Below are 25,344 nucleotides of genomic sequence, written 5' to 3'. Positions count from 1 at the left end.
CCCTCGTCGGGGGTCCGTCGGAACGCGATCGCGTCCGCGGCTCGAACCGCCCGCACCCGCGTCCTCCTCGCGCCCGTGCATGAACGACGCCCGCTCGCCGCGCGGCACGTCCACCACGTTTACGCCCCCAGGTTGAGCACGCGGCCGGCGTTGTCGGCGTAGACCGGGGCCAGCACCTCCGGTGGGAGGCCGATCGCCGAGATGTCCCAGCGGCCCTGTGGCGGCACGCGGGCGTCCGGGGCGTACGGGAAGCACTCGTCCTCGGTTTCCAGGAACCGCCACCAGAGCTCGTACGCCTCCCGGGACGGTGGGAACGCGTCCGAGCCGAACAGGACCCGGTCCGGGTGGCTCTGGATGAGGCGGCTCGTGGCGCGGGGCTGGCGGCCCAGCTCGGCCAGACGGCCACCCAGGTCGATGTGGAAGTTGGGGTGGCGGGTCAGCATGCCGTCGACCCAGGACAGGTCCTCGGCCGCGCAGCCGACGTGTGCGCCGATGAACGTCGTGCCCGGGGCGCCGGCCACCCCCGTCTCCAGCGCCGACATCAGGCGGTCGAAGGTCGGATAGCCCGGCGCGCCGAACCACCAGTCCGGGTTCTCGGCCAGCTCCTCGAAGCGCTCGTTGCGGGCGTCCAGCGGCGCGAAGAAGGCGATCGGGTCCGCGGTGTGGATGAGGACGGGCAGGCTTAGCTCCCCGGCCGCCACGAAGACGTCCGACAGGCGCGGGTCGTCGGGCAGCACCGTCGCGCCCTCCGCGTCCCGGACGGTCAGGCCCAGGTCCTTCCAGACCTTGACGCCGCGGGCACCGGCGTCGCGGGCGCGGTGCAGGGCCGCGATCAACGCGCCGGTCGGGTCCGGGCCGTGCAGCAGTGACCAGTCGAGGTGGCAGAAGGTCACGAACCTGTCCGGGTACGCGCTGTCGAAGCGCGCCACGTTGGCGTCCAGCTCGGCGTCCCAGCGGCCGTCGAGGTTGACGATCGTGCGGACACCGACCTCGTCCATGAGGTCCAGCAGCGCCGGGACGTCGGGCACGAGCCAGTCGCCGCCGCCCAGCCAGCGGCCCAGGTGGTTGTGCACGTCGACGGCCGGCACCGCCGCGCGTGGCACGTGCGTCGACGGGCGGCGGATCGCGGGCACCGGCGTGTAGTCCCGCAGGCGCAGGTCGGCCAGGTTCATCCGCGCAGCCCTTCCGGCAGCAGGTCGCCGTGCGCGGCGGTCAGGGCGTCGCACAGGTCCCAGATCTCGTCGACGGTCAGCGATGCCGCGGTGTTCGGGTCGACCATGGCGGCCTGACGCACCAGCCGCGGGTCGGCGCTGACCGCCGCCGCCACGGTCAACTCGCCGACGCTGACGTAGGGACGGTTGACCGCGGCGAGCTGCGGTGGCAGGTCGCCGGCCGGCTCGGGGTGGGCGCCGGCGGCGTCGACGACGGTCGGCACCTCGACCGCGAAGCCGCCCGGCAGGTTGCCGATCAGCCCGTCGTTGACGACGTTGGCGACGATCCGGCGCGGCGTGCCGGTGACCATGCTCTGGACCACCTGTGGTGCGTACTCGGCCGTCTCGCGGCTCAAGTCGATCGGGCCGGTGTCGGCGCGGGCGGCCGCGTACTCGGCGAGGTTCTCCTCGCTCACCCGCAGGTAGTCGCCGACCGGGATGCGCAGCCGGGCGAGCTCCTTGTCGTGGCGCAGGTACCACGGCACGTACTCCGCGGAGTGCTCGCTCGTCTCGGTCGGGTAGTAGCCGAGCCGCCGGTACATGTCGACGCGCACGCGGCGGCGCAGCTCCGGGTCGGCCGTGATCGCCTCGTCGAGCAAGGGGTAAAGGTCCGTCCCTTCGCGTTGCCAACGCACTATCCATGCCTGGTGGTTGACGCCGGCACTGTCGAACGTGACGTCCGCGAACGGCACGCCGACGATCTCGCAGAGGCCGCGCACCGTCCAGTAGACCGAGTGGCACAGCCCCAGCACCTTGAGCCGCGGCGCCACCCGGGCCAGGTAGGTGACGTTCATGGCCATCGGGTTGGTGTAGTTGAGCAGCCACGCGTCCGGGCACAGCTCGGCCATGTCCGCGGCGATGCCGGCGAGCACCGGGAACGTGCGCAGCCCGCGGAAGATGCCGCCGATGCCGATCGTGTCGCCGATGGTCTGGCGTAGGCCGAACCGGGCCGGCACGTCGAAGTCGACGCGGGTGGCCGCGTACATGCCGACCTGGACGGTGTTGATGACGAAATCAGCGCCCGGCAGCGCCTTCCGCCGGTCTTGCGTCGCTACCACCTCCGGCTCCACGCCGTAGGCGTCAGCGACGCGGCGCGCCAGTGCCGCGGCCGTCCCGAGCCGCTCGGGATCGATGTCGTGCAGGACGATCCGCGCACCGGCCAGCTCGGGGAACCCGAGGATGTCGGTGAGCAGCTCGCGGGTGAACACGACGCTGCCCGCGCCGAGGAAAACGATGGTGGTCAAGTGTCCTCCTGAGGCGACGCGGGCAGCGCCGGAAACGGTTTACTGGAACGAGATGTGGTCGATGGTGACGGTGGAGTTGCCGCCGTACCAGAAGCCCATCGCGAGCTGGGACGGCGAGTTGCGGTTGATGCCGTTGGCCGCCATCGGGATCCGGATGTCCTGGAACGACGTGGTGATCACCGGATGCGCCCCACCGTCCAGTGTGAAGTCGGCGAACAGCTTCGTCGCACCGCCGAGACCGAGGTTGAAGTGGTTCTGCTCTCCCCCGGCCGCGCCCTTGACCCGCAGCACGAGATAGGTGCGGCTGGAAAGGTCGACACCCACGTCCGAACCGAACCAGCCACAGTTGTTGTAGCGCAGGCTCAACGCCCCACCGGTGACCATCCCGGATCCGCCGCCGTCGAGGAAGCAGTTGGCACCGGTCCACTTACCGAGGTCGTTCTGCGCGGTCGCTGGATAGGCCGGTGTGCCGTCGAAGTTGTCGAGCACCAACCCCGTCGGCGCCGGCGGTGTCGCGTCCGTGGTCACGGTGACCGTGTTGCTCGCGACCGATCTGTTGCCCGCGGCGTCGCGCGCACGAACCGAATAACTGTAGGCAGTGGAAGCGGCCAGACCGTTGTCGGTGTACGACGTCCCGGTCGGACTGCCGACCAGCGTCGACCCACGGAACACCTCGTAGCCCGTCACACCGACGTTGTCGGTCGAACCGGACCATGACAGTGAGACCGAGGTGTCCGTCTTCCCCGACGACGACAACACCGGAGCACCCGGCGCCGTGCAGTCACCGGAGCAGCCGGTCGTGGTCGCCGAGACCGTAGCGGACGGTCCCGATACGTTGCCCGCCGCGTCCACGGCCCGCACCTGATACTGATAGGTCTGCCCCGGCGAGCGCCCGGTGTCCGTGAACGACGTGCCGGACGGCGAACCGACCAGCGTGCCGTTCCGGAACACCTGGTAACCGGTCACACCGACGTTGTCGGTGGCCGCGGACCAGGACAGGGAGACGCTGGTGTTCGTCACGCCGGACACCGTCAGGCCATTGGGCACCGACGGTGCCGCGCAGTCGCCGGAGCACGAGCCGACGCTGACCGCGCTCGCCAGCACGTTGTAGCCCTTGGCCGCGTCCCAGGTGCCGGTGTTGGCCAGCCGCACCGAGTACTCCGGGCGCGACTGGAGCGCGGCGGTGGGGTCGGGCAACCACAGGGCCAGCCGGTAGCTCCCCGCGACGGCCCCGCCGGGCACGGTCACGTTGGCGGTGACGGTGCTCGGGCCGGCCAGCCACGACCGTGGGTCGATCCCGGTCAACGGCAGGTTGTAGCGGTTGGTGCCGTTGTCGAGCACGAGATGGACGGGCCGGCTCTTGACGATCCCCGACCACCCGTCGTTGTTGAGGTGGGCGGTGAAGGTCAGGCCGCCGCCGGGCGCCACCGTCGTCGGGAACGTCGCGTCCACCAGTCTCAGCCGGTAGCCCAGCTTGCGCTTGATGCGCGTGAAGCAGGTCTCCGCGGGGTCGTTCCCGCCGGCGGCCAGCTGCGCCGCCTTCCACTTGTCGGTGTTGACGGCCGCGTAGTCCTCGTTGATCTCGGTGAAGTTGAGCTTCTGCATTTCGGACTGCGCGTTGACGCACGCGGCGTCGTTGTAGCCGTCGGCGCCGCACGTCTCGCCGCCGACCATCTTGTTGTGCCCGGCCAACGTGGCGAGGTCGTACATCCACTGTTTTTTCTGCTCGATGTAGTACCAACCCATCCAGGACGGGTTGTCGTAGGTGCCCATGTCGTTGTAGTCGGCCAGGAAGCAGTCGTTGTGGAAGCCGATCCGGTCCTTCTGCGCCTGCGTGAGGGTGCAGCCACCGGGCACGACGCACGACGTGGGGTCGACCACCTCCTTGATGTAGATGGGATAGCGCATCGCGAGCGGCATCGAGGCCGGCGTCGTGTCGGCGATCCGCTTCATGATGCGGTAGCGCGCGGGCGCCTCCTCGACCGACGACGGGTTGGTGAGGCCGCCGGTGTGCCACTCGCCCCACGCGCCGAGGTAGCCGGTCTCCAGGTGGAGCACCACGTCGGCGTTGGCGGTGATGACGGCGTTGAGCTGACCGATGTGGGCCAGAATCTGTGCCTCGTCGACACTGACGTAACCGTCCCAGGTGTACGCGGGCCGCAGCACGATCTTCATGCCCGCGGCCCGCACCGCGGCGAGCCCGGACGCCAGGTTGTCCAGCAGCGCCTGCGGGAGGGCCTGGGTCCGGTACTTGTCGAGGTGTACGTAGCTGTGCACGAGCGTGTTGCCGTTGGCCCGCGCGCGGGCGAACGTCCGGTCGAGCAGGTCGGGGTTGAAGCCGGGAATCGTAGCGGCGTTGACGTAGTCGTTGACCGCCGGGTCGTTGATGATCTCGTATCGGTTGTGGTAACCGCGTTCCGGGTTGGGGAACGCCGTGGCCAGGTCGGCCTGGTAGGTGACCGTGGCGGCCTGGGCGGGAGCGGCGACCGCCACCACGCCCAGACCGGCGACCAGCGCCGACACGGTGAGCAACCGCAGAGTGCGCATGATGCCCGTCCCCTACTGGAAGGAGATGTGGTCGATGGTGACGGTCGAGCTGCCGCCGTACCAGAAGCCCATGGCGAGCTGGGACGGCGAGTTGCGGTTGATGCCGTTGGCGGCCATCGGGATCCGGATGTCCTGGAAGCTCGTGGTGATCACCGGGTGGGCACCACCGTCCAAAGTAAAGTCGCCGAAGACCTTCGTGGCACCACCCAGGCCGAGGTTGAAGTGGCTCTGCTCTCCCCCGACCGCACCCTTGACCCTGACCACCAGATAGGTGCGACCCGACAGGTCGACACCGACGTCCGAGCCGAACCAGCCACAGTTGTTGTAGCGCAGGCTCAACGCCCCACCGGTGACCACCCCGGAACCGCCGCCGTCCAGGAAGCAGTTTCCGCCGGTCCACTTACCCAGATCGTTCTGCGCGGCGGACGGATAGGCGGGCGTGCCGTCGAAGTTGTCCAGCACCAGTCCGACCGGGGCCGGCGGCGTCGCGTCCGTCGTCACGGTCACCGCGTTGCTCGGCGCGGACCGGTTCCCCGCCGCGTCACGGGCGCGGACCGTATAACTGTAGGCCGTGGAAGCGGTCAGACCGCTGTCGGTGAACGACGTTCCGGTCGGACTGCCCACGAGCGTCGCACCGCGGTAGACCTCGTAGCCCGTCACACCGACGTTGTCGGTCGCACCCGTCCACGACAGGGACACCGACGTGTCAGTCTTTCCGGTCGACGACAAGGTCGGCGCGGACGGCACCGTGCAGTCACCCGCACACCCGGTCGTGGTCGCCGACACCGTCGCCGACGGCCCCGACACGTTGCCCGCGGCGTCGACCGCCCGCACCTGGTACTGGTAGGTCTGCCCCGGCGAGCGCCCGCTGTCCGTGAACGACGTCCCCGACGGCGAACCCACGAGCGTGCCGTCCCGGAACACCTGGTAACCCGTCACGCCCACGTTGTCGGTGGCCGCGGCCCAGGACAGGGACACGCTCGTGTTGGTCGCCCCGGACACGGTCAGACCGGTCGGCGCCGACGGCGCGGTGCAGTCACCGGAGCACGTGCCGCTGGTGGACAGGCTGCCGAGGTTGACCCAGCCGTCGCCGCCCTGGTTGGCGTTGGCGAACGACAGCGGCAGCGCCGGTCGCCACTGGTCGATGATCCAGTCGGTCAGCCGGCTAGCCGCCGGCCGGGCCCGCAGGACCTCGGGCGTCACCACCTCGAGCGGGTTGCGCACCTTCAGCACCAGGCTGTAGGAGCCCGCCGGGACACCGGCGGTGTTCAGCGTCGCGGAGAAGTTGACCGGCCGCCCGAAGTCGAGATAGGTCGGGTCGCCGCCCACGCCCCAGTCCGGGAACGCCCGGATCCGCAGCGGCTGCACCTGGCGCAGGTCCCAGCTCGTGTCCCACGTCTTCACGATCGCGCCGGCGGAGTCGCGCAGGCCGATCACGGTCGTCCACGGGTAGTAGAACGGTGCCACACCGTTGTTCTGCATGGTGACGCCGACCTTGAACGTACCCCCGGCCGTGGCGTTGAAGTTGGCCTGCGGGATGTGCAGGTTGTAGCCCATCTTGCGCACGCCGGCCGCGACCTTCGGGTCGGTCGCGCTGTAACCGCCCGCGCCGATCTGGTTGATCATCCAGCTGATGTGGGTGAGCTCGGTCGCGGCGAGCACGTCGTCGACCTGCCCGGAACCGCCGGGCCAGTTGGCGTAGAGGCTGCCCTGGATCTCGGGCCGGGCCTCGCCGCCGATCGACTGGGTGACCCACCGGTTCTCGGTGCCGGTGTTGAGCTGCAGCTGCAGGAACGCGTCGTCCCAGCCGTTCATCGACGCCGGAAGGGTCATACCTTTGAGTTGGTTGCCACGCCACTCCTTGTACGGCCACGAGTCGTCGTGGAACCCGATGTTCGCGTTCTCGGTGCCAGCCAGCGGATAGCGGACCTCGAGCTGGATGTTGGCGAACGCACTGTCGAACGCGCCCATCAGCGTGCGGATGGTGGCGTCGGTCGGCATCAGGTTGGGGTAGCCGTCGGCCGTGTCGCGGTCGTAAGGCCAGGTGTGCCACTCACCCCAGAGCCCGACCAGGCCCATCGTCATGAACCCGATCCGCGGGTCCGCCGTGCCGCCGGGCCCGGCCCGGTCGTAGCGCGCCGCGAACGCGTTGATGAAGCTGGTCAGCGCGGCGATCACGTCCGGGTCGTCGTAGTCGGGGCTGACCGTGCCCCAGAAACCGTTGGTGCGCAGGGCCATCCTGCCGTTGAGGCACGGCGGGATGCCGTTGCCCGGGTGGGTGCCGCTGCCGCCCGGGTACTCGACGTAGAACCGGAACGCGACCTGGCGACCCCAGACCGCCGCCTCGTCGAGCGCCTTCTCGAACACGCTCCAGTCGAAGACATCGCACCTGTTCGGATCCTTCATCACCTCGTTGAGCGCGAAGTAGCTCCAGACGAGGCCGCCCGGGTACTTCGCGCCGAGGTTGTCGCCCGGGAACAGGTAGGGCGCGAAGCCCTTCAGCGGCTGGCCGACCGGTGCGTCGGCGTAGGCGTAGGTGTGCGTGGAGAGGCTGGTGTCGGGGCCGGGCCCGGCCGGCGGGCGGGACGGTGGGCCCGCCGGCGCGGCGCCCGCACTGGTCGGGACCAGCACGAACAGGAGTGCCGCCGCGACAGCGGCGAGCAGCTTGCGGACAGGTGACATGGACCGTGTTCCCTTCGGGACGGAGTTAGGAACAGGTGCGCGGGCGTGGTCAGCGGATGGTGACCGCTCCCAGGTCGAGCCAGCCGGAACGGTCGTCCTGGCTGGTGTTGGCGAACCGCAACGGGATGCCGTTGCGCAGGGGGTTCGGCACGCGCATGGCGATGTCGTAGCGACCGGCGCGCAGGCCACGGGTGTCGAGCCGGCTCGACAGCGTGACCGGGTCCGACCCGGGCTGGATGCCGGCCATGGTCCAGGGCGTGTGCCAGCGCCGGACGACGCGGCCCCGGCCGTCGACCGCCGCCAGCTCGGCCCGCCAGTCGTAGTAGAACGGCGCGACGCCGCGGTTGGCCACGCGGATCGACACGCGGTCACGGGCCAGCGCCGCCTCGGTGACGGTCAGCTCGTAGCCGAGCGAGCGGGACGCGGCCAACGCGCGCTCGTAGTTGGCGCCGGAGTAGCCCGTGGGCGCGAACGCCGCGTGGTTGATCAGCCAGGAGGCGTGCGTCTGTGCGACCGACGCGGCGAAGTCCTCGTACTGGCCGCAGCTGACCGGCTCGTCCCACAGGCACGACTGGATCTCGGGGCGCAGCTCGCCGCCGATGGGCTCCTGGCGCCACTTCTCCGTCACGCCCTGGTCGATCAGGCGCTGCACGAAGTGCCAGGACGTCGGCGGCAACGTCTCGAACGCGAACGAGTCGTCGTGGTAGCCGATGCCGAGCTCCTTGTTCTCGGGGCTCGGATAGCGGGCCAGCAGCCGGGTCCGGTCGAACGCCGTCTCGTAGCGGTCGAGGATCCGCGCGAGCACGTCGGTGCTGGGCATCCAGTTCTCGGGCAGGGTCCACCCGTCGTGCGGCCAGGTGTGCCACTCGCCCCAGAAGCCGATCAGGCCGAGCGTGACGAACCCGATCCGCGGGTCACCGTCGTACCGCCGGCCGAAGGCGGTGATGAAGTTCTCGAGCGCCGACACCAGCCGCGGGTCGTCGTAGTCCGGCGAGACGCTGACGCCGTTGTTGCCGTTCTCGGTGTACGGGTGGGTCACCAGGCCCTGGTCGAGCAGGTACCGGGGGACGCCGGTGGGTTTGCCGGGATAGTCCAGGTAGAACCGGAACACGGCCTGGTGTCCCCGGCCGGCGATGTCGTCGAGCTGGCGTTCCAGGGCGTCCCAGCGGAACTGCCTCGGCCCCGTCATCACGTCGCTCAGCGGAAGGTAGAACCATTCCATGCTGTACGGGAACGTCTGGTAACTGCCGGCGTACGGCAGGAAGCCCTTGAGCGGGTTGTCGGCGGGAGCGGGTGCGTAGGCCAGTGGAGTCCACTGGGGACCGTGCGTGGGTGCGGCCACGGCGGGCGTGCCCGCCGCGATGGTCAACGTCGCCAGCAGGGCGACGGTCAGGCGGAGTGCGCGTCTCATGAGGGCGGGTCATCCTCCCCGGGTTTCCGACGTAATACGAAGAGGTGTTGACAAAATTTCGAAGGTCTACATCATTATTCGGGAACGGGCCGGCTGGCAAGAGCCAACCCGGGAGAAAGATCAGAGGCGATCGATGAGAGCGACGAAACGGCGCGACGACCGTCGCGCGGCGTGGTGGTTCCTGCTGCCGGTGCTGGTGGGCTTCGCGGTCTTCTACGGCTATCCGGCCGTGCGCGGCCTCTGGTACTCGGTCACGGACTACACGATGCTCAACACGCCGTCGTACGTCGGCGCGGAGAACTACACCGAGCTGATGCGTGACGGCGAGTTCTGGCACTCGCTGCTCGTCACCGGCTGGTACGTGGTCCTGAACATCGGGTCGCAGACCCTCCTGGCCCTCGGCATCGCCGCGCTCATGCACCGGCTGACGCGGTCGGTCGTCCTGCGGGCGACGCTGCTGCTGCCGTGGCTCGTCCCCAACGTCACCATCGGCCTGCTGTGGATGTGGCTGCTGGACACGAACCTCGGCTTCCTCAACCACCTGCTCGGCACGCTGGGGCTGGGCCCGGTCGGGTTTCTCAGCGACGCGACCTGGGCGATGCCGTCGATCGCGGCCATCAACACCTGGGCCTACACCGGCTACACGGCGCTGCTGCTCTACGCCGGGATGCTGCAGATACCGCAGCACCTCTACGAGAGCGCCGCGATCGACGGTGCCAACGAGTGGCGGATGTTCCGCCGCATCACCCTGCCGCTGCTGCGCCCGGTCCTGGCGCTGGTGCTGGTGGTCTCGCTGATCGGCTCGTTCCAGATCTTCGACACGATCGCCGTGACCACGAAGGGCGACCCGGTCGGTGCGACGCGGGCCATCTACTTCTTCATCTACGAGGAAGCCTTCAGGTTCTTCCACCTGGGATACGCCGCCGCGGCGGCGATCTGCCTGGCGTTGATCCTCGGCGTCCTCACCGTCATACAGATGCGCCTGCTGCGCGCGTCCCGGTCGGATCTGGCTTAGGGGGCCGGCGCATGCGTAGGAAGAGGGTCACTCCCAGCCGGATCGTGGGTTGGGCGGTGCTGGCGGCCATCGTCGTGGTCAGCGTCTTCCCGTTCTGGTGGATGGTGCGCACCGCGTTGACGCCGGCCGCCGACATGTACACCGACCACACCGGCCTGCTCCCCGACCACCCGACGATCGTCAACTTCACCCGGGTGCTCGGCCTGACCACCGAGGCCGAGGCGCGCGCGGCGGGCGGTTCCGGCGCGCACGTCGACTTCGCCCGCTACCTGCTCAACTCGATCGTCTACTGCGCGCTCATCGCCGGTTTCCAGACGCTGTTCTGCGCGATGGCCGGATATGCCTTCGCCCGCCTGCGTTTCCCCGGCCGCGACCTCGTCTTCGGCATCCTGATCAGCGCGCTGATGGTGCCGCCGATCTTCACGCTCCTGCCGAACTTCGTCTTCGTCAAGGAGCTCGACCTGATCAACACGATGGCGGGCATGGTCGCGCCCACCATCCTGATGACACCGTTCGCGGTGTTCTTCCTCCGCCAGTTCTTCCTCTCGCTGCCCCGGGACGTGGAGGAGGCGGCGATCCTCGACGGCAACGGCCCGTGGGGCATCTTCTGGCGCATCGCGCTGCCGATGAGCCGCGGCCCGCTGATCACCATCGGGCTCACCACGATCGTCTGGGCCTGGAAGGACTACCTGTGGCCGCTGCTGGTCGGCCGGAGTGAGGAGAACCGGCTCGTCACGGTCGCCCTCGGCGTGTTCCTGCAGCAGTCGCCCAATACCCAACCCGACTGGACCGGGCTGATGGCCGCCTCGACGCTGTCGGTCCTGCCCGTCCTGGTCCTGCTGGTCTTCATGGGCCGGCGCCTCGTCCAGTCCCTGAACTTCACCGGAAGCAAGTGACCCGTACCCCGCAGAGAAGAGGATGAGATGATCCGCAGATCACGTGCCGGGGCAGCACTGCTGTCGCTGGCCCTCGTGGCCGGGCTGGCCGCGTGCTCGAAGTCGGGCGACGACGGCGCCGGCGGTGACGCCGTCACCCTGGACTACTGGCTCTGGGACGACAACCAGAAGGCCTCCTACCAGGCCTGCGCCGACGCGTTCCACGACGACAACCCGAACATCACCATCAAGATCACGCAGTCGGCGTGGGACCAGTACTGGCAGAACCTCACCACCCAGGTCGCCGCCGGCGAGGCGCCCGACGTGTGGACCAACCAGGGCTCCTACTACCCGCAGTTCGTGACCTCGGGGCAGATCCTCGACCTGGAGCCCTACGTCAAGGCCGACAACGTCGACCTGTCGCAGTACCAGGGCGGCCTGGCCGGGCTGTTCGAGAAGGACGGCAAGCGCTACGGCCTGCCGAAGGACTGGGACACCATGGCGGTGGTCTACAACACCGACCTGCTCAAGGCGGCCGGCCTCGACGCGGCGGCGCTCAAGGACCTGACCTGGAACCCGACGGACGGCGGCTCCTTCGAGCAGGCGATCGCCAAGGCCACTGTGGACAATAAGGGCAAGAACGGGCTGGACCCCGCCTTCGACAAGACGAAGGTGAAGACGTACGGGTTCCTGCCCGAGTGGAAGGACGGCTCCCAGGGTCAGAACGGCTGGGGCAACTTCGCCGCCATGCTCGGGTTCACCTACCTCGACAAGAACCCGTGGGGCACGCAGTACAAGTACGACGACCCCCGACTGGCCCAGGTCATCGACTGGTACAAGGGGCTGATCGCCAAGGGTTACAGCCCCGCCCTCGACCAGCGGTCCACATTGGCCAACGACGCGCTGCTGAACGCCGGCAAGGGCGCCATGACCATCACCGGCTCCTGGATGATCAACAGCTACCTCGGCGACTCGGCGAAGGTGAAGTTCGCGTTCGCGCCGCTGCCGGCCGGGCCGCAGGGCCGCAAGTCGGCCATCAACGGCCTCTCGGACGCGATCTGGTCGGGCACCGAGCACAAGGACGAGGCCTGGAAGTGGGTCAAGTTCCTCGCCTCGAGCGACTGCCAGGACATCGTCGCCAACAACGCCGTGGTCTTCCCGGCCATCAAGACGGCCAGCGAGAAGGCCCTGGCCGCGCACGAGGGCAAGGGCCGGGACGTGCAGGCGTTCATCGACGAGGCGACCGCGCCCGGCGGCACGTTCTTCCTGCCCATCACCGACCACGGCAGCGAGGTCAGCAAGATCGTGCAGGACGCGATCCAGTCGGCGGTGCTCGGCCAGACCGACTCGGCCAGCGCGCTGAAGAAGGCCAACGAGCAGGTCAACGCGCTGTTCAAGTAATCCCTGATCCACCCGGTGCGGCGGGAACAGCTCATGGGGTCCCGCCGCACCGCCCTACCCGCCAAGGAGAACAATGGCACTGCTCATCGAGCTGGCCGGACGCACCTTCGCCCTCGAACACGACGGCCCCGGCAGCCCGCAAGCAGCCGACGGGGGGCTGGTCCTGCCACCGGGCCGCGTCGCGCTGCTGCACGGACTGGGCGATGCCCTGTTCTACCGGCACGGGCAGAACTCCTGGAGCCCCTGCGGCTGGCGGCGGTTGAGCGAGCCGCCGCTGCGCATCGCCAACCCGCGGCGCCGGGTCACGGCCGACGACGACGTCTGGGACGACCCGGCCCGGCACCACTCGTCGGCGGTGGCCGCCCTCGACGCGGGCGACGGCAACGTGCTGCTGCTCGGCGCGCTCGGGCTGGGCGTGCCGCGGCTGTCGGCCGACCGGGACGCCATCGCGGGCTGGTACGAGCACGGCGCCGCACCCTGGTTCGCCGCGTGCGGGCCGGAGGACGAGGTGTTCGCCGCCTACACCCGGCACCTGGCCGCCCGGCTGGGCAGCAGCTCCCGGCGCGCGGGCAACGTGTGGTGCTCCTGGTACGCCTACTACGAGACGATCACCGAGCAGCAGCTCGCCAAGGACCTGGACGACCTGCGCGGCCTGCCGTTCGACGTCGTGCAGGTCGACGACGGGTGGGAGGAGCTGGTCGGCGACTGGCGACCCAACCACAAGTTCCCGTCCGGCATGCGGGCGCTGGCCGACCGGATCACCGACGCCGGCATGACGCCCGGGCTCTGGCTGGCACCGTTCATCGCCCTGCCAGGCGCGGAGATCGCCCAGCGGCGGCCGGAGCTGCTGCTGCGCGACGGCCGCGGCGAGCGGGTGATCGCCGGCTCCAACTGGGGCAGCGGCTACTACGCGCTCGACCTGTCGCGGCCGGACACATTGGACTATCTCGGTGAGCTGACGCAGCGGGTCGTACACGAGTGGGGCTTCAAGTATCTCAAGCTCGACTTCATCAACGCCGGCGCGGTGCCCGGGGCACGGCTGGCCGACGCGGAGCGCGAACAGTCCTATCGCGACGCGATCGCGCTGATCCGCCGGATCGCCGGCGACGACGTCTACCTGCTCGGCAGCGGCGCGATCCTGCTGCCGTCGCTGGGGATCCTCGACGGGTTGCGCAGCGGGCCCGACGTGGCGCCGATGTGGCAGAACTACGCGAGCGACGACCCGTCCGACGCGATGGCCCGCAACGCCGTGGTCAACGCCGTGCACCGCCTGTGGCACCAGCCGCTGGCCGAGGTCGACCCCGACGTCGTCTACTTCCGCAGCCGGCTCAACCTGCTCACCGACCAGCAGCTCGCGTGGCTGCGCGACCTGGCCGACGTCTGCCGCTTCCGGGCCATCTCGGACCCGCCGAGCTGGCTGACGCCGACCGAGCTCGAGGAGATGACCGGCTACCTGTCGGCCCGGCCCGAGATCCGGCGGGCGGGGCGCTACGAGTACACGATCGACGGTCGGATGGCGGACTTCACCGCCGCGATCACGCCCGCGGCGGCGGCGTACCCCATCTCCTGAGCTAGTTTGTAAAGAAAGCAGCGTAAAGAAAAGGGATGAACGTGACAGAACTGGCGACGACCGGAGCGGATCTCTCGCGGCTGCGCGAGCTCAACTCGTTGAGCATCGTGCGCGCGCTGCGTGACCACCCGCCGTCCACCGTCACCGAGCTGTCGCAGCGCACCGGGCTGTCCCGGCCGGCGGTCGACGTGATCGCGCAGGGTCTCGTCTCCGACGGTTGGGCCAGCGTCCTGGAGCCCGGTGCGAGCAGCGCGGTCGGCCGGCCGGCCCGCCGCTACCAGTTCCGCGCGGGCGCGGGCCACGTGCTCGGCGTCGACATCGGCGTGCACAAGATCCTCGCGCTGCTGGCCGACCTCGACGGCAACATCGTGCAGACGGTGCGCCGGTCGGTCTCCGCCGACGCCGGTCCGGACGCCCGCCTGGCGGAGCTCGACAAGGTCGTGAACGCCTGCGTCGCCAAGGCCGGCAAGACCCCGTCGGACATCTGGGCGGTCACGGTCGGCGTCACGGGTGCCGTCGACGCCGCCGGGCAGACGAGCTTCTTCACGCCATTGCCGGGTTGGCGGAGCGTCAACCTGACCGCCCACCTGAGCACGCGGTTCACCTGCCCGGTCATCGTGGAGAACGACTGCAAGCTCGCGGCCCTCGCCGAGCGTTGGAAGGGCGCGGCGAGCGACGCGGACGACATCGTCTACCTGCTCGCGGGCATGCGCAACGGCGCCGGTCTGATCATCGACGGCGTCCTCCGGCGCGGCTTCGGCGGCGCGGCGGGCGAGATCGGCGCCCTGAAACAGGTGCGCTGGCTCAACGCCCCCGCCCACCTCGAGAACTGCCCGGGCGTCCCGGACACGGTCGGCCCGGACGACGCCGCGGCCTGGGTCTTCAACGCGGCCCGCGAGGGCAACCGCGCGGCCCGAGCGGCGGTCAACCGCTACGTCAAGGACCTGGCCGTCGGCGCGGCGGCCCTGGTCCTGACACTGGACCCCCAGGTCGTCATCTTCGGCGGCGGCTTCTCCCGGTCGGCGGACCTGGTCCTCGACCCGCTCCGCACGGAGCTGTCCCGCCTGTGCCTGCGGATGCCGGAGGTCCGAGCGTCCACATTGGGCGCCGAATCGGTCGCCCTGGGCGCGCTCAAGCTGTCCCTGAACGAGATCGACGACCGCCTGTTCAGCGCGGGCCTCTCGGCTCCGGTGGCGCCCCGCCGCCAGTAGCCAGGTGGTCGACGAACCACCGCCCGGCTTCGGTGGTGACCTGGTCGAGGGTGCCCGGCTCCTCGAAGAGATGGGTCGCGCCGGGGATGACGCGCAGGTCGGTGGTCGCGGTCATGCGCGCGCGGGCCTGTTCGTTGAGGTCCAGCACCCGGGTGTCCAGCTCCCCGACGATCAGCAAGGTCGGTGCGCGCACCCGGCCGAGCGCCGGGCCGGCCAGGTCGGGCCGCCCACCGCGGGACACCACCGCGCGCACCGGGCCGGGTCGCTCGGCCGCGGCGAGCAGGGCCGCGGCCGCCCCGGTGCTGGCGCCGAACAGGCCGACCGCCCGCGCGCCCAGCCAGTCGACGATCCCGACCAATCGGGCGCTCAGCAGATCGACGTCGAACCGCAGCTCGCCGGTGCGGGCGTCGACCCGCTCCTCATCGGCGGTGAGCAGGTCGACCAGGACGGTGCCGAGACGGCGCTCCCCGAGCCCGGCGGCGACCGCCCGGTTCCGCGGGCTGTGCCGTGAGCTGCCGCTGCCGTGCGCGAACACCACCACGCCGAGCGGATCGTCGGGCAGCGCGAAATCCGCGTCCAGCGTGACACCGGCGGTCCGGATCTCCATTCTCGCCGCCTACCCGTTCTGCCGGATCCGAATCACCCACGGCGGGTATCAACCGGGGCGACACTGTCGTGTTCGCGCGGCCCATTTGCTCTGCATCCATATACGCATCACCCGCAACGGGCTGATTCGTATATGGATGCAGAGCAAAGGCGCCATGCACCAGCACCGACGTGGCGGCCGGCAGGGCGCGGGCCGGCGAGACCGCACGCGCGGCGTGCGGACGGCAGTGCCCGGGTGGTCAGGGTGCCAGGCCGCGGCGGAGGGCGCCGCCGAGCTCCGCGATCTGGCGCTGCGAGACGTCGGCCGACAGGATCGCCTGCGAGCCGTGGAACGTGCCCGCCCACTGGTGCAGCTCGACCGACACGCCCGCCTGCAGCAGGCGCAGCGCGTACTCGATGTTCTCGTCGCGGTTCGGGCAGAACTCGGCCGAGGCGATGTAGGCCGGCGGCAGGCCCGACAGGTCCGTGGCCCGGTTCGGGGCGGCATACGGCGTGGCCGGCGCGCCGCCCAGGTAGTGCCGCCACGACGCCGCCACCTTGCCGCTGTTCATCCACGGCGTGTCGGTGAGGTGCCGGGCCGACCAGGTCGTCATCCGGTCGTCGAGCCCCGGCTGGTTGAGCAGCTGGAAGCAGATCGGCGGCCCCTGCTCGTCGCGCGACCGCAACGCCATCCCCGCCGCCAACGAGCCGCCGGCGCTGTGCCCGCCGACCGCGATCCGGGCGGGGTCGACGCCGAAATCGGCGGCGTGCGCCGCGATCCAGGTCAGCACGGCGTACGCGTCGTCGTGCGCGGCCGGGAACGGGTGCTCGGGAGCGAGCCGGTAGCCCACCGAGATCACCGTGGCGCCGGCGGCGTCCGCGAGCCGGGCCGCCCACGGGTGTTCGGTGTCGAGGTTGCCCATCACGAACCCGCCGCCGTGCAGCCAGACGACCGCACCCTGGGCGTCGCGCGGCCGGTAGACCCGGACCGGCACGTCCGGATCGGCGGGCACCGTGTGGTCCTCCACGGTCAGGTCCGCGATGTCCGGTGTGGGCACCGCGGCGGCGAGCCCGGCGAGGTACGTGCGCGAGGTGACCGGGTCGCGCAGGTCCGCCTTGGGAAACAACGGGATGAAGGCTTCAAGCTCGGGATCCATGCCAACGATCGTGCCGGCGCCGGCCCGCGTGGTCATCCGCCAGGCGTCGCGCATCGGACGCCGGCCGCGCGCCGATCGGCGCGTACCCTCGGGCCATGGAGGTCCTGGCCGAGCGGCTCTCACATCTGGATACGCAGGTCGAGGGCGCGATCCGGGTCATCATGTTCTACGACACGCTGATGCGCCGCCGGGTCGACCTCCCGGCCCTCGCCCGCGCCTCGGCCGGCCTGGCCGAGTGCGTGACCGGTGTCCGGCTCGACGACACCGGCCGGGTGATCCGCATGTCGCCCTACGGGCGCGATGCGGACGCGCCGCCGGGCACCGCGTCCACCACCGTGCCGATCGTCCTCGACGACGAGGAGATCGGCGCGGTCTGGCTGGAGCGCCCAGGCGGGCCGCGCACCCTCGACGAGGTGCTGCTCGACCGGCTGGCGATCGCCGCGGCGGCGGTCGTCGAGCGGTACGGGCCCGCCCGCACCACCATGGCCGACCCCGCGCTCGTCGAGCTGGTGATCAGCGCCGACAGCGACGACGCGGCCCGGGCGCGGGCGTTGCGGCTGCTGGGTTTCGCGGCCGAGGCCCGGGTGGGGGTCGTCGCCGTGCGTTCGGCGACCCCGCTCGACCGGATCGGCGGGCTCGTCTGCCCGGCCCAGCTCGTCAAGGCCGCCGTCCTGGCCGACGTCGGCGTGCTGCTCGCGACCCGGATCGACCGGACCAGGTTCCCGTCGGGCGTACGCGCCGGCATCGGCACCGCCACCCGCCCGGACCGGTCGTGGCACGAGGCCCGCACGGCGCTGCGGTTCACCACGGACCGCCAGCCCGTGCTGCACCACGACGACCTGGGCGCGCTGGCGCTGCTCGCCCACGTGCCGGCCGACGCCCTGCGGTCCAACACCGACGTGGCGGCGGTCGGCCGGCTCGCCGGCAGCGCGGACGACCTGGAGACCCTGGACGTCTTCTGCGCCGCCGGCTCCCTGCGCCGCGCCGCCGACCTGCTCCACCTGCACCACAGCAGCGTCGCCCGGCGCATCGAGCAGATCGGCAAGGCGCTCGGCCTCGACCTCACCGAGCCGACGGGACTGACCCGGGCACGGCTCGCCCTAGCGGGCTGGCGGCTGCTCGACGCCGCCGGATGAGCCATTCGGCCACCAGCACGTTGATCACCCAGCCGGCGGTCAGCGTGGCGGTGCGGCCCGTGGTGGTGATCGGCCCGACCGCCGCGAGCCAGGCCGCGTTGGTGAAGGCCTGCGTGCCGGCGCCCAGCCCGATCGCGTAGCCCCGGATCATCCAGGCGCGGTGCCGGGCGAACTCCCGGCGCCGGACGGCGACGAACCCACGCACCAGGGCCCCGGCCATGAAGGCCACCACGACCGCGCGGATGACGACCAGCGCCGTGGAGTCGTGGGGCCCGGGTGGCAGGAACAGCGTCAGCCACAGGCCGCTGAGGGCCGCGATCAGTCCACAAGGGACGAGGATCCGGCCGGCGGCCCGGTGCCAGCCCCGGTTGCGGCGGCGGAACCGGGGCGCGAACTGGAAAGCGCCGAGGACGCTGAAGACGGTGACGCTGACGATGTGCAGCGCCAGCGCCACGGGAGCGGAGGTCACCCGGTCGCTGTCCGGGACCGTGGCCGGACCGCCGGCCAGCTCGGCGAGGCGGAAGCTGCCAGCGACCACCGGGACGGCGGCGAGCAGCACCAGGCCGGTCGGGATGAGCCAGTTCGAGGACTTCACGCTCTCGATGGTCGCGGCGCGGACGGCCGGTTCCATCGGAGAGCGGGCCGGCGTCCTACCGGTCGAAGGTGCGGTGCGCGGCCCGTACTTTGGGCCAATCCGCCGGCGGCGCGCCGTGCGTACGATCGGATCGTGCGCGACCTATGGGCGGAGTCCACGCATCCCCCGCCGCGGCTGTGGCGCGACTGGGTGCTCCTCGGCGCGATCGTGACGGCCGTCGTCCTCGAAGCGCTGCTGGCCGGCGACCGGTCCGTCGTCGTCGTGGTCGCCGCCCTGGCGCTCGCGCCGACGGTGCTGTGGCGCCGGTCGAGGCCGCTGCTGATGGTCGCGATCGCGTTCACGACGAACACCGTCGTCCCGGTCCTCACGGGCCACGAGTTCTACCTGATGGCCGGCGCGTTCGTGCTGATCCTTCCCTACGCGCTCTTCCGCTGGGGTTCGGGCCGGGCCGCCCTGGTCGGCGTCGCGATCGTGCTGACGAAGATCGGCATCACCCTGGCCGCCGGCCAGCTGAGCTACACCGACGCCGTCCTCGGGGTCGTCGTGATGTTCGCCGAGTTCACGCTCGCCGCCGCGCTGCGTTACCGGGCGCTGCTCTGGGCGCGCGGGCTCGACGAGGCCAAGCTCCGCGAGCGGGAACGGATCGCCCGCGACCTGCACGACACCGTCGCGCACCACGTGTCGGCGATGGCGATCCGCGCGCAGGCGGGCATCGCGATGGCCGGCACCCGACCGGAGGCGGCGACCGAGGCACTCCAGGTGATCGAGAGCGAGGCGACGAAGGCGCTGGCGGAGATGCGCACGATGGTGCGCGCGCTGCGGGAGACGCCGTCACTCGCACCGAGCCCCGGCATTCCCGACATCGCCCGGCTGGCCGGCGGTGCGCACCCCGGCCCGGTGGTCGACGTCGAGCTGCACGGCGACCTGGCCGACATCCCGTCGACCGTCGGCACGGCGATCTACCGGCTGGCGCAGGAGTCGGTGACCAACGCGCGCCGGCACGCCCGCCACGCGAGCCGCATCGAGGTGCGGGTCTCGGCCGACCGGGAGGCCGTGCGGTTGCGGGTGAGCGACGACGGCACGCCGCAACCGGGCGGCGAGGTTGGCTTCGGCATCGTCGGCATGACCGAGCGGGCGGGCCTGCTCGGCGGCACGTGTGTGGCCGGGCCGAACCCCGACCGGGGCTGGACGGTGGCCGTGGCGCTGCCGCGGACGCCCTGATGACCGTGCGCGTGGTGGTCGCGGACGACCAGGAGATCGTCCGCACGGGGTTGACCATGATCCTCGACGCCCAGCCGGACATCGAGGTCGTGGGCGAGGCCGCCGACGGCGACCGGGCGGTCGAGCTGGCCCGCCGCCTGCGCCCGGACGTGTGCCTGCTCGACATCCGCATGCCGGTGCTGGACGGCATCGAGGCCACCCGCCGCCTGGCCGGGCCGGACGTCGCGGACCCGCTGGCCGTCGTCGTCATCACGACGTTCGACCTGGACGAGTACGTCTACGCGGCGCTGCGCGCGGGCGCCCGCGGCTTCCTGCTCAAGGACGCCGGCACGGCACTGCTGACCCAGGCGGTGCACGCGGCGGCCGCCGGTGACGCCCTGATCGCGCCGAGCGTCACCACCCGGCTGCTCACGGCGTTCGCGAACGCCGGACCGTCGGCGCCGGTGCGGCAGCCGGTCGACCCGCTGACGGACCGGGAGGAGGAGGTGCTGGTCGCGGTCGCGCGCGGCCGCACGAACACCGAGATCGCCGGCGAGCTCTACATCAGCCTGAGCACGGTCAAGACCCACATCACGAGCCTGATGGGCAAGCTCGGCGTCCGGAACCGGGTCGAGATCGCGATCTGGGCGTACGACACGGGCCGCGTCCGACGGCGGTGACTACGGCTTGCGGGCGACCCCGCTGTGGCCGTCGAGGGCCGCTTCGCCCGGGTCGGGCTCGCGGCGCCAGCGGGTGGTGGGCACCAGGCCCGGCTCCTCCAGCTCCAGCCCCTCGAAGTAGCGGGCGAGCTGGGCCGGCGTGCGCAGGGCGTACGCGTGCCCGCCCGCGGAGGTCGAGGCGCTGACGCCCTTGGAGATCTCGTCGCTGCTGTCCGTGCCGTCGTTGACCACCAGGTAGCTGCCCGAGGGCAGCGCCTCGACGATCCGGGACACGACGGACAGCGCCTCGTCGTAGTCCGGGACGTTGCCCAGGATGCCGAGCATCAGGACCGCCACGGGCGCGTCGAAGTCGAGCACCTGACGCGCCTCGGCCAGGACCTTGTCGGTGTCGCGCACGTCGGCGTCGACGTAGGCAGTGACGCCTTCCGGGCTGCTGGCGAGCAGCGCCCGCGCGTGCACCAGCACGAGCGGGTCGTTGTCGACGTAGACCACCTTCGACTCGGGCGCCACGGACTGGGCGATCTCGTGGGTGTTGTCGGCCGTCGGCAGGCCGGTGCCGAGGTCGAGGAACTGCCGGACGCCGCGGTCCGCGGCGAGGTAGCGGACGGCCCGACCGAGGAACGCGCGCTGCGCCCGGGCGTTGTCGACGATCGCGGGGAAGACCTGGCGGACCCGCTCCCCCGCCTCCCGGTCGGCGGCGAAGTTGTCCTTGCCGCCCAGCCAGTAGTTCCAGACCCGCGCGCTGTGCGGCACGCTGGTGTTCAGCTCGGGAACGTGGTCCTCGTCCTGGACGGTCATCGGCGTACTCCCCACTACGCTGCGCGGATCGCGGTGATCCCGCGCAGCATAGTCCGCTCTGGACGCTGCGCGCGACGCCCAGGGCTCCGGGACACTGTGGACGGACACGAATCGCGCTCGCCCCTTCGCCGACCCTTGACCGTGTACGGTCGGCGCATGCGCGTGCCCACCGCGGCGATCACCGCGGGCTCCCTGATCGGCGGCTGGCAGATCGCCCGCCAGACCGGCAACCGCCCGCTCGGTGGCGCCGTCCTCGCGGCCGGCGGCGTGCTGGCGGGCCGCGAGTGGGCCAGGCGCACGAGCCCCGCCGTCACCGGCGCGCTGGCCGCCACCTATCTCGGTGCCTTCGGGCTGTCGCACCCGCTGGCCAAGCGCATCGGCTCCTGGCCGGCGGTGCTGGCGGTGTCCGCCGTGACGGCCGCGGTCTGCTACACCGCGGCGGACCGCCGACCCCCGCGCTGACCGCGACCCCGGTTCGTGACCCCGGTCACATTCGGCCGTCCAGATCGGGCGGTCGCGCGTACGCGTGGCAGAACTCCGCCTTTTGTCCCTGATCCGGCAGCTTTTGGCGCGGTTCTCGGTACGCTCACCGCCATCGATACGTGAACCGAGGAGCGACATGACCGACGGTCACACGGACGCGCTCGCGGGGGCCTACGCGCTCGGCGCGTGCCCACCCGACGAGGCGCAGTCCGTCGCCGAGCACGCGCGCACGTGCCCGACCTGCGCGGCCGAGGTCGCCGAACTGGCCCGGGTGGCCGAGTGGATCGGCACGGCCGGCGAGCACCGCCCCGCCGCGGGACTGCGCTCGCGCGTGCTGGCCGCCGCCCGTGCGGCGCGCCCGCCGACCACCGAGGCGAGCCGGCTCGGTGAGGTCTACGGCGCCCAGGTCGCCGAGCTGGACGGCCTGCTGGCAGTGCTGACCGAGCCGCAGTGGCTGCTCCCCTCGGGCCCCCACCGTTCGGTCCGCGACCTCGTCGTCCATCTGCGGGGCAACGACGAGCGGGTCGCCGCCGTGTCGGGCGTGGACCCCGCGACGGGGTCCGGTGCGGATCCGCGGCGCGGGTGGCGCCGGCAGGCCGACGCGATCATCGAGGCCCTCGACTCCCCCGTCCTCGACGAGCCGGTCCAGCTGGCCGGGCACGCCGGGGTCCGGCGGCCGGTGCGCGAGGCGATGGTCCAGCGCGGCTTCGAGACCTGGATCCACGCGGAGGACGTCCGCGTCGTCCTCGGGCTGCCGCCGCGCGTGCCGAGCGCACGGCAGCTCGCCGACATCGTGGACTTCGCGGCCGGGCTGCTGCCGGGGGCGATGGCGGCCGCCGGCCGGGCCCACCCGGGCAAGGCGGTCCATCTCGTGCTGACCGGCCCGGGCGCCGGCACCCGGCAGATCGCCCTGGCACCGGCGAGCGCGCCGGCCGCGGTGGCCGCCGGGATCACCCTCCCGGCGGAGCGGTTCTGCCGGCTGCTGGCCGGCCGCCTGACGAGCGCCGGCGCCGAGATCGACGGCGACCGCGGCGTCGCGGTCGACTTCCTCACCGTTGCCGCGACGATGGGTTGTGACTGACGTGCTCGGTCTCCCCGACCAGAATGACGTGCGGATGCGCGACGGCCTGATCGCCGGCTCCGAGCCGATCCTGGCGGAGGCCTACGACACCTACGGCCCGCTGGTCTACGGCATGGCGCTGCACGTCACCCGCGACCGCGGCGCCGCCGAGGACATCACCCAGGACGTGTTCGTCGACCTGTGGCGGCGGCCCGAACGCTACGACCCGGAGCGCTCGCCGTTGCGGAGCTGGCTGCTGCTGATCGCCCGGCGGCGCGCCATCGACTGCATCCGCCGCCGCGACGCCCGGGAGAGCGCCCGACTGGCCATGGTGGATCCCCCACCCACGCTACTCGAGGACGACGTGCTCGCGTCGACGGCGCACAAGCGGGTCCGCAAGGCGGTCGCCGACCTGCCCAGCACCCACCGGCAGGCGATCCTGCTCGCGTACTACCGGGGGCTGACCTACCGCCAGGTGGCGCAGGCGCTGGGCATCCCGGAAGGCACGGCCAAGTGGCGGCTGCGCAACGCCCTGCACCGGATCGGCGCCCAGCTACGGGCCGAGGGCTTCGGGGACCGCCTCGAATACGAATGATCGCTTATGCTGCGCGGCCAATGATCTCTTGAGTCGACTCGCGCCCGCTCGGCGCGGAACCCTTGGGCATCGACGACCTGACGACGACGATCGTCCCCACGTCCGTCGGGCTGACGCTCGCCTACGCGACCGGACTGGCGCTGCTGATCCGGGCCGCGTTGCGTGGGTCCGGCGCGCTGCCGACGGTCCGATTCGTTCAAGACGAGCCCGGGCAGCCACCCGTACCGTCGCGGTCATGAACGAACGCTTCGCGAACGGACGACAGTTCCTGCTGCGCGAGGGTCGGCTGCTGGAGCGGCGGCTCTTCGCGACCTGCTTCGAGGGCGCGTCGGGACAGGGCGTGCTCGACGCGCTGCGCGGCTACGCCAACGACGACGGCGGTTTCGGGTACGCGCTCGAGCCCGACAAGCGCTGCCCGGCCAGCCTGCCGCTCGACGTCGAAGGAGCGCTGGCGGCGATGGCCACGGCCGGTGCCGCCGACCCCGACCTGATCCGACGCGCGTGCGACTACCTCGTGGGTGTCACGACCGACGGCGCGGTGCCGCTCGCCTTCCCCGTGATCGAGGGCTATCCGCGGGCCGAGCACTTCAGCGAGTGGACCTACGAGCCGGGCCTCAACCCCACGGCCGGGCTCGCCGGCCTGCTCTACAAACTCGGCGTCGACCACCCCTGGCTGCCCGCCGCGGCGGCGTACTGCTGGAAGCAGATCGACACCGCCGAACTGCCGACCGACGCCCACGCGCTGCGCGAGATCCTGGTGTTCCTGGAGCACACGCCGGAGCGCGACCGGGCGGCGGCCGCGGCGGCCGACGTGCGGGCGGCGCTCGACCGGGCCTCCTGGTTCCGGCTGGACCCGGCGGACCCCGAGTACGGCGTCTCGCCGCTGGCCATCGCGCCCACGGCCGACAGCCCCTGGCGGGCGCTGTTCGGCGAGGACGTCATCCAGGGGCACCTCGACCGGCTGGAGCGCGACCAGCAGGACGACGGCGGGTGGCCGATCACCTGGGAGCCGCCCGGCCGGGCCGCGCGCCTCGAGTGGCGGGGCGTCGTGACCCTGGAAAGCCTGCGCACCCTCGTGTCGTACGGGCGGCTCGACCCCGCGCGCTGACAGGCTGTACCCATGACGCAGCCGCCCGCGGCGATCGCCGCGCTGATCGACGCGACCAACGCCGCCGACACCGAGGCGTTCGTCTCCGCCTTCACCGACGACGCGTACGTCCGGGACGGGAGCCGGGAGTTCCACGGGCACGACGGGGTACGCGGCTGGGACTCGACCGACAACATCGGGGTCGGGATGCGGTTCGAGCTGCTGTCGTGGTCGGCCACCGGCGGGGACGACTACGTCGTGACGATCCGGGCGACGAGTCGGCGGTTCAACGGCACCGGGGACATGCGAGTCACGCTGCGCGATGGGCAGATCGTCCGGCTCGAAGTCGGCTGAGCGCGGGCTATCAGCATTTCCGCAGCTTCCAGCGGTCGCGCTCGGCCGGGAACGTGGGTTACGGTGAGGCTCCAAGCCCCCGATCCCCCCGGGAACCATGACTCTCTGTAAAGACGAAGCCTGTCATGTCATAGAGGTCGGTGCGATCCGGCCGGCGCTGGTGCGCGCCGGTCGACTGTTCGCGGAGACGGTGCTCGTGCCGACCGGACTCCTCTACATCGTGCTGCACACCGCCGGGTTGCTCCCCGCCCTGTTGTCCGTGTTGGGGTGGTGTGCGCTCACGGTAGGCATCCGCTTCATCACCGGCCGTCACCTGCCGGGCACGTTGCTGGTCTGCGCCGGCGCCCTGTGCGCCCGGGCCCCGCCACAGGTCTTCGCCGACGACCCGTTGGTCCGGCTCCGGGCGCGGCAACTCAGCGGCTGGCTGACTCCTCGTCGCTGTTGCCG

General features: G+C 71.4%; 23 protein-coding genes and 1 pseudogene. 15 read left to right on the top strand and 9 right to left on the bottom strand.

Annotation, left to right across the window (positions count from 1 at the left end):
- Window positions 1-119: 119 nt before the first annotated feature.
- Genes AB0H87_RS07390 through AB0H87_RS07370 form a run of 5 tightly spaced genes read right to left on the bottom strand, consistent with a single transcriptional unit; the run spans window position 120 to window position 9,095 of the window.
- Entirely contained in the window at window positions 120-1,172 is a 1,053-nt protein-coding gene (locus AB0H87_RS07390; protein ID WP_360141153.1) for an amidohydrolase family protein, read from the bottom strand.
- The gene (melA, locus tag AB0H87_RS07385) at window positions 1,169-2,455 is read right to left on the bottom strand and encodes an alpha-galactosidase (RefSeq protein WP_360141150.1); all 1,287 of its coding nucleotides are present in this window, start codon (window positions 2,453-2,455) and stop codon (window positions 1,169-1,171) included. Before melA ends, AB0H87_RS07390 begins: the two co-directional genes overlap by 4 nt.
- A 39-nt stretch (window positions 2,456-2,494) precedes the next feature.
- Window positions 2,495-5,002 carry a DUF4832 domain-containing protein gene (locus AB0H87_RS07380; RefSeq protein ID WP_360141147.1) on the bottom strand — a complete coding sequence of 836 codons (2,508 nt, stop codon included), beginning with the start codon at window positions 5,000-5,002 and terminating at the stop codon, window positions 2,495-2,497.
- Between the two features lie 12 nt (window positions 5,003-5,014).
- Window positions 5,015-7,684, bottom strand: coding sequence for a fibronectin type III domain-containing protein (locus AB0H87_RS07375; protein WP_360141144.1), 2,670 nt, complete (start codon window positions 7,682-7,684; stop codon window positions 5,015-5,017).
- Between the two features lie 49 nt (window positions 7,685-7,733).
- The gene (locus tag AB0H87_RS07370) at window positions 7,734-9,095 is read right to left on the bottom strand and encodes a DUF4832 domain-containing protein (RefSeq protein ID WP_360141141.1); all 1,362 of its coding nucleotides are present in this window, start codon (window positions 9,093-9,095) and stop codon (window positions 7,734-7,736) included.
- A gap of 133 nt (window positions 9,096-9,228) precedes the next feature.
- On the opposite strand from AB0H87_RS07370, the gene AB0H87_RS07365 reads away from it, so the two are divergent.
- The 5 genes from AB0H87_RS07365 (at window position 9,229) to AB0H87_RS07345 (ending at window position 15,167) form a co-directional block, all read left to right on the top strand.
- Window positions 9,229-10,110, top strand: coding sequence for a sugar ABC transporter permease (locus AB0H87_RS07365; protein WP_360141137.1), 882 nt, complete (start codon window positions 9,229-9,231; stop codon window positions 10,108-10,110).
- 11 nt (window positions 10,111-10,121) lie between these two features.
- The gene (locus AB0H87_RS07360; RefSeq protein WP_360141134.1) at window positions 10,122-11,006 is read left to right on the top strand and encodes a carbohydrate ABC transporter permease; all 885 of its coding nucleotides are present in this window, start codon (window positions 10,122-10,124) and stop codon (window positions 11,004-11,006) included.
- A 27-nt stretch (window positions 11,007-11,033) separates the two neighbouring features.
- Window positions 11,034-12,386, top strand: a complete 1,353-nt coding sequence (locus tag AB0H87_RS07355) for a sugar ABC transporter substrate-binding protein (RefSeq protein WP_360141131.1) — start codon at window positions 11,034-11,036, stop codon at window positions 12,384-12,386.
- Window positions 12,387-12,459: 73 nt separating this feature from the next.
- Complete coding sequence (locus tag AB0H87_RS07350) at window positions 12,460-13,956, top strand: glycoside hydrolase family 36 protein (protein ID WP_360141128.1); 1,497 nt, start codon at window positions 12,460-12,462, stop codon at window positions 13,954-13,956.
- 35 nt (window positions 13,957-13,991) lie between these two features.
- Window positions 13,992-15,167 carry an ROK family transcriptional regulator gene (locus AB0H87_RS07345; RefSeq protein WP_360141125.1) on the top strand — a complete coding sequence of 392 codons (1,176 nt, stop codon included), beginning with the start codon at window positions 13,992-13,994 and terminating at the stop codon, window positions 15,165-15,167.
- Here AB0H87_RS07345 and AB0H87_RS07340 read toward each other — a convergent pair.
- Together AB0H87_RS07340 and AB0H87_RS07335 are read right to left on the bottom strand one after the other, a co-directional pair.
- On the bottom strand, window positions 15,124-15,774 hold the full coding sequence (locus AB0H87_RS07340; RefSeq protein WP_360141123.1) for an alpha/beta fold hydrolase: 651 nt from the start codon (window positions 15,772-15,774) through the stop codon (window positions 15,124-15,126). The two genes, AB0H87_RS07345 and AB0H87_RS07340, sit on opposite strands and share 44 nt — an antisense overlap.
- 238 nt (window positions 15,775-16,012) lie before the next feature.
- Window positions 16,013-16,909, bottom strand: coding sequence for an alpha/beta hydrolase (locus AB0H87_RS07335; RefSeq protein WP_360141121.1), 897 nt, complete (start codon window positions 16,907-16,909; stop codon window positions 16,013-16,015).
- Window positions 16,910-17,004: 95 nt separating this feature from the next.
- Between AB0H87_RS07335 and AB0H87_RS07330 the strand changes: the two genes are divergently transcribed.
- The gene (locus AB0H87_RS07330) at window positions 17,005-18,045 is read left to right on the top strand and encodes a helix-turn-helix domain-containing protein (RefSeq protein ID WP_360141118.1); all 1,041 of its coding nucleotides are present in this window, start codon (window positions 17,005-17,007) and stop codon (window positions 18,043-18,045) included.
- Here the strand turns inward: AB0H87_RS07330 and AB0H87_RS07325 are convergent.
- Window positions 17,972-18,640 (bottom strand): DUF2306 domain-containing protein, encoded by a 669-nt coding sequence (locus tag AB0H87_RS07325; protein WP_360141115.1) that lies wholly within the window; start codon window positions 18,638-18,640, stop codon window positions 17,972-17,974. The two genes, AB0H87_RS07330 and AB0H87_RS07325, sit on opposite strands and share 74 nt — an antisense overlap.
- 132 nt (window positions 18,641-18,772) lie before the next feature.
- On the opposite strand from AB0H87_RS07325, the gene AB0H87_RS07320 reads away from it, so the two are divergent.
- Both AB0H87_RS07320 and AB0H87_RS07315 read left to right on the top strand, forming a co-directional pair.
- Complete coding sequence (locus AB0H87_RS07320) at window positions 18,773-19,861, top strand: sensor histidine kinase (protein WP_360141112.1); 1,089 nt, start codon at window positions 18,773-18,775, stop codon at window positions 19,859-19,861.
- Complete coding sequence (locus AB0H87_RS07315; protein ID WP_360141109.1) at window positions 19,861-20,520, top strand: response regulator transcription factor; 660 nt, start codon at window positions 19,861-19,863, stop codon at window positions 20,518-20,520. Before AB0H87_RS07320 ends, AB0H87_RS07315 begins: the two co-directional genes overlap by 1 nt.
- Here the strand turns inward: AB0H87_RS07315 and AB0H87_RS07310 are convergent, their stop codons facing one another.
- Window positions 20,521-21,318, bottom strand: a complete 798-nt coding sequence (locus AB0H87_RS07310; protein WP_360141106.1) for an SAM-dependent methyltransferase — start codon at window positions 21,316-21,318, stop codon at window positions 20,521-20,523.
- A gap of 156 nt (window positions 21,319-21,474) precedes the next feature.
- Here AB0H87_RS07310 and AB0H87_RS07305 point away from each other — a divergent pair, with 156 nt between their 5' ends.
- The 7 genes and pseudogenes from AB0H87_RS07305 to AB0H87_RS07275 form a co-directional block, all read left to right on the top strand.
- Complete coding sequence (locus AB0H87_RS07305; protein WP_360141103.1) at window positions 21,475-21,780, top strand: hypothetical protein; 306 nt, start codon at window positions 21,475-21,477, stop codon at window positions 21,778-21,780.
- Window positions 21,781-21,937: 157 nt separating this feature from the next.
- A complete protein-coding gene (locus AB0H87_RS07300) occupies window positions 21,938-22,882 on the top strand; it encodes a maleylpyruvate isomerase family mycothiol-dependent enzyme (RefSeq protein WP_360141100.1) in 945 nt (314 codons plus the stop codon).
- The gene (locus AB0H87_RS07295; RefSeq protein ID WP_360141097.1) at window positions 22,875-23,456 is read left to right on the top strand and encodes a sigma-70 family RNA polymerase sigma factor; all 582 of its coding nucleotides are present in this window, start codon (window positions 22,875-22,877) and stop codon (window positions 23,454-23,456) included. Before AB0H87_RS07300 ends, AB0H87_RS07295 begins: the two co-directional genes overlap by 8 nt.
- A 62-nt stretch (window positions 23,457-23,518) precedes the next feature.
- On the top strand, window positions 23,519-23,695 hold the full coding sequence (locus tag AB0H87_RS07290; RefSeq protein ID WP_360141094.1) for a hypothetical protein: 177 nt from the start codon (window positions 23,519-23,521) through the stop codon (window positions 23,693-23,695).
- Window positions 23,692-24,564: a hypothetical protein gene (locus AB0H87_RS07285; protein WP_360141091.1), complete on the top strand. Its 873-nt coding sequence runs from the start codon at window positions 23,692-23,694 to the stop codon at window positions 24,562-24,564. Before AB0H87_RS07290 ends, AB0H87_RS07285 begins: the two co-directional genes overlap by 4 nt.
- 12 nt (window positions 24,565-24,576) lie before the next feature.
- Window positions 24,577-24,897 carry a nuclear transport factor 2 family protein gene (locus AB0H87_RS07280; RefSeq protein ID WP_360141088.1) on the top strand — a complete coding sequence of 107 codons (321 nt, stop codon included), beginning with the start codon at window positions 24,577-24,579 and terminating at the stop codon, window positions 24,895-24,897.
- Window positions 24,898-25,057: 160 nt separating this feature from the next.
- A pseudogene (locus tag AB0H87_RS07275) lies at window positions 25,058-25,344 on the top strand (hypothetical protein); the annotation flags it as partial.

Origin of the sequence: Asanoa sp. NPDC050611 (assembly GCF_040654855.1) — a bacterium.
Taxonomy (GTDB): domain Bacteria; phylum Actinomycetota; class Actinomycetes; order Mycobacteriales; family Micromonosporaceae; genus Asanoa.
Note: the sequence above shows the minus strand (reverse complement) of the source record. Positions and strands in the feature narration are given on the sequence as shown.

Coding starts and splice junctions, on each gene's coding strand:
- AB0H87_RS07330 (WP_360141118.1), top strand. CDS start 17,005: ATGGAGGTCCTGGCCGAGCGGCTCTCACATCTGGATACGCAGGTCGAG.
- AB0H87_RS07335 (WP_360141121.1), bottom strand. CDS start 16,909: ATGGATCCCGAGCTTGAAGCCTTCATCCCGTTGTTTCCCAAGGCGGAC.
- AB0H87_RS07315 (WP_360141109.1), top strand. CDS start 19,861: ATGACCGTGCGCGTGGTGGTCGCGGACGACCAGGAGATCGTCCGCACG.
- AB0H87_RS07300 (WP_360141100.1), top strand. CDS start 21,938: ATGACCGACGGTCACACGGACGCGCTCGCGGGGGCCTACGCGCTCGGC.
- AB0H87_RS07345 (WP_360141125.1), top strand. CDS start 13,992: ATGAACGTGACAGAACTGGCGACGACCGGAGCGGATCTCTCGCGGCTG.
- AB0H87_RS07310 (WP_360141106.1), bottom strand. CDS start 21,318: ATGACCGTCCAGGACGAGGACCACGTTCCCGAGCTGAACACCAGCGTG.
- AB0H87_RS07305 (WP_360141103.1), top strand. CDS start 21,475: ATGCGCGTGCCCACCGCGGCGATCACCGCGGGCTCCCTGATCGGCGGC.
- AB0H87_RS07380 (WP_360141147.1), bottom strand. CDS start 5,002: ATGCGCACTCTGCGGTTGCTCACCGTGTCGGCGCTGGTCGCCGGTCTG.
- AB0H87_RS07280 (WP_360141088.1), top strand. CDS start 24,577: ATGACGCAGCCGCCCGCGGCGATCGCCGCGCTGATCGACGCGACCAAC.
- AB0H87_RS07350 (WP_360141128.1), top strand. CDS start 12,460: ATGGCACTGCTCATCGAGCTGGCCGGACGCACCTTCGCCCTCGAACAC.
- AB0H87_RS07360 (WP_360141134.1), top strand. CDS start 10,122: ATGCGTAGGAAGAGGGTCACTCCCAGCCGGATCGTGGGTTGGGCGGTG.
- AB0H87_RS07390 (WP_360141153.1), bottom strand. CDS start 1,172: ATGAACCTGGCCGACCTGCGCCTGCGGGACTACACGCCGGTGCCCGCG.
- AB0H87_RS07365 (WP_360141137.1), top strand. CDS start 9,229: ATGAGAGCGACGAAACGGCGCGACGACCGTCGCGCGGCGTGGTGGTTC.
- AB0H87_RS07340 (WP_360141123.1), bottom strand. CDS start 15,774: ATGGAGATCCGGACCGCCGGTGTCACGCTGGACGCGGATTTCGCGCTG.
- AB0H87_RS07285 (WP_360141091.1), top strand. CDS start 23,692: ATGAACGAACGCTTCGCGAACGGACGACAGTTCCTGCTGCGCGAGGGT.
- AB0H87_RS07375 (WP_360141144.1), bottom strand. CDS start 7,684: ATGTCACCTGTCCGCAAGCTGCTCGCCGCTGTCGCGGCGGCACTCCTG.
- AB0H87_RS07355 (WP_360141131.1), top strand. CDS start 11,034: ATGATCCGCAGATCACGTGCCGGGGCAGCACTGCTGTCGCTGGCCCTC.
- AB0H87_RS07370 (WP_360141141.1), bottom strand. CDS start 9,095: ATGAGACGCGCACTCCGCCTGACCGTCGCCCTGCTGGCGACGTTGACC.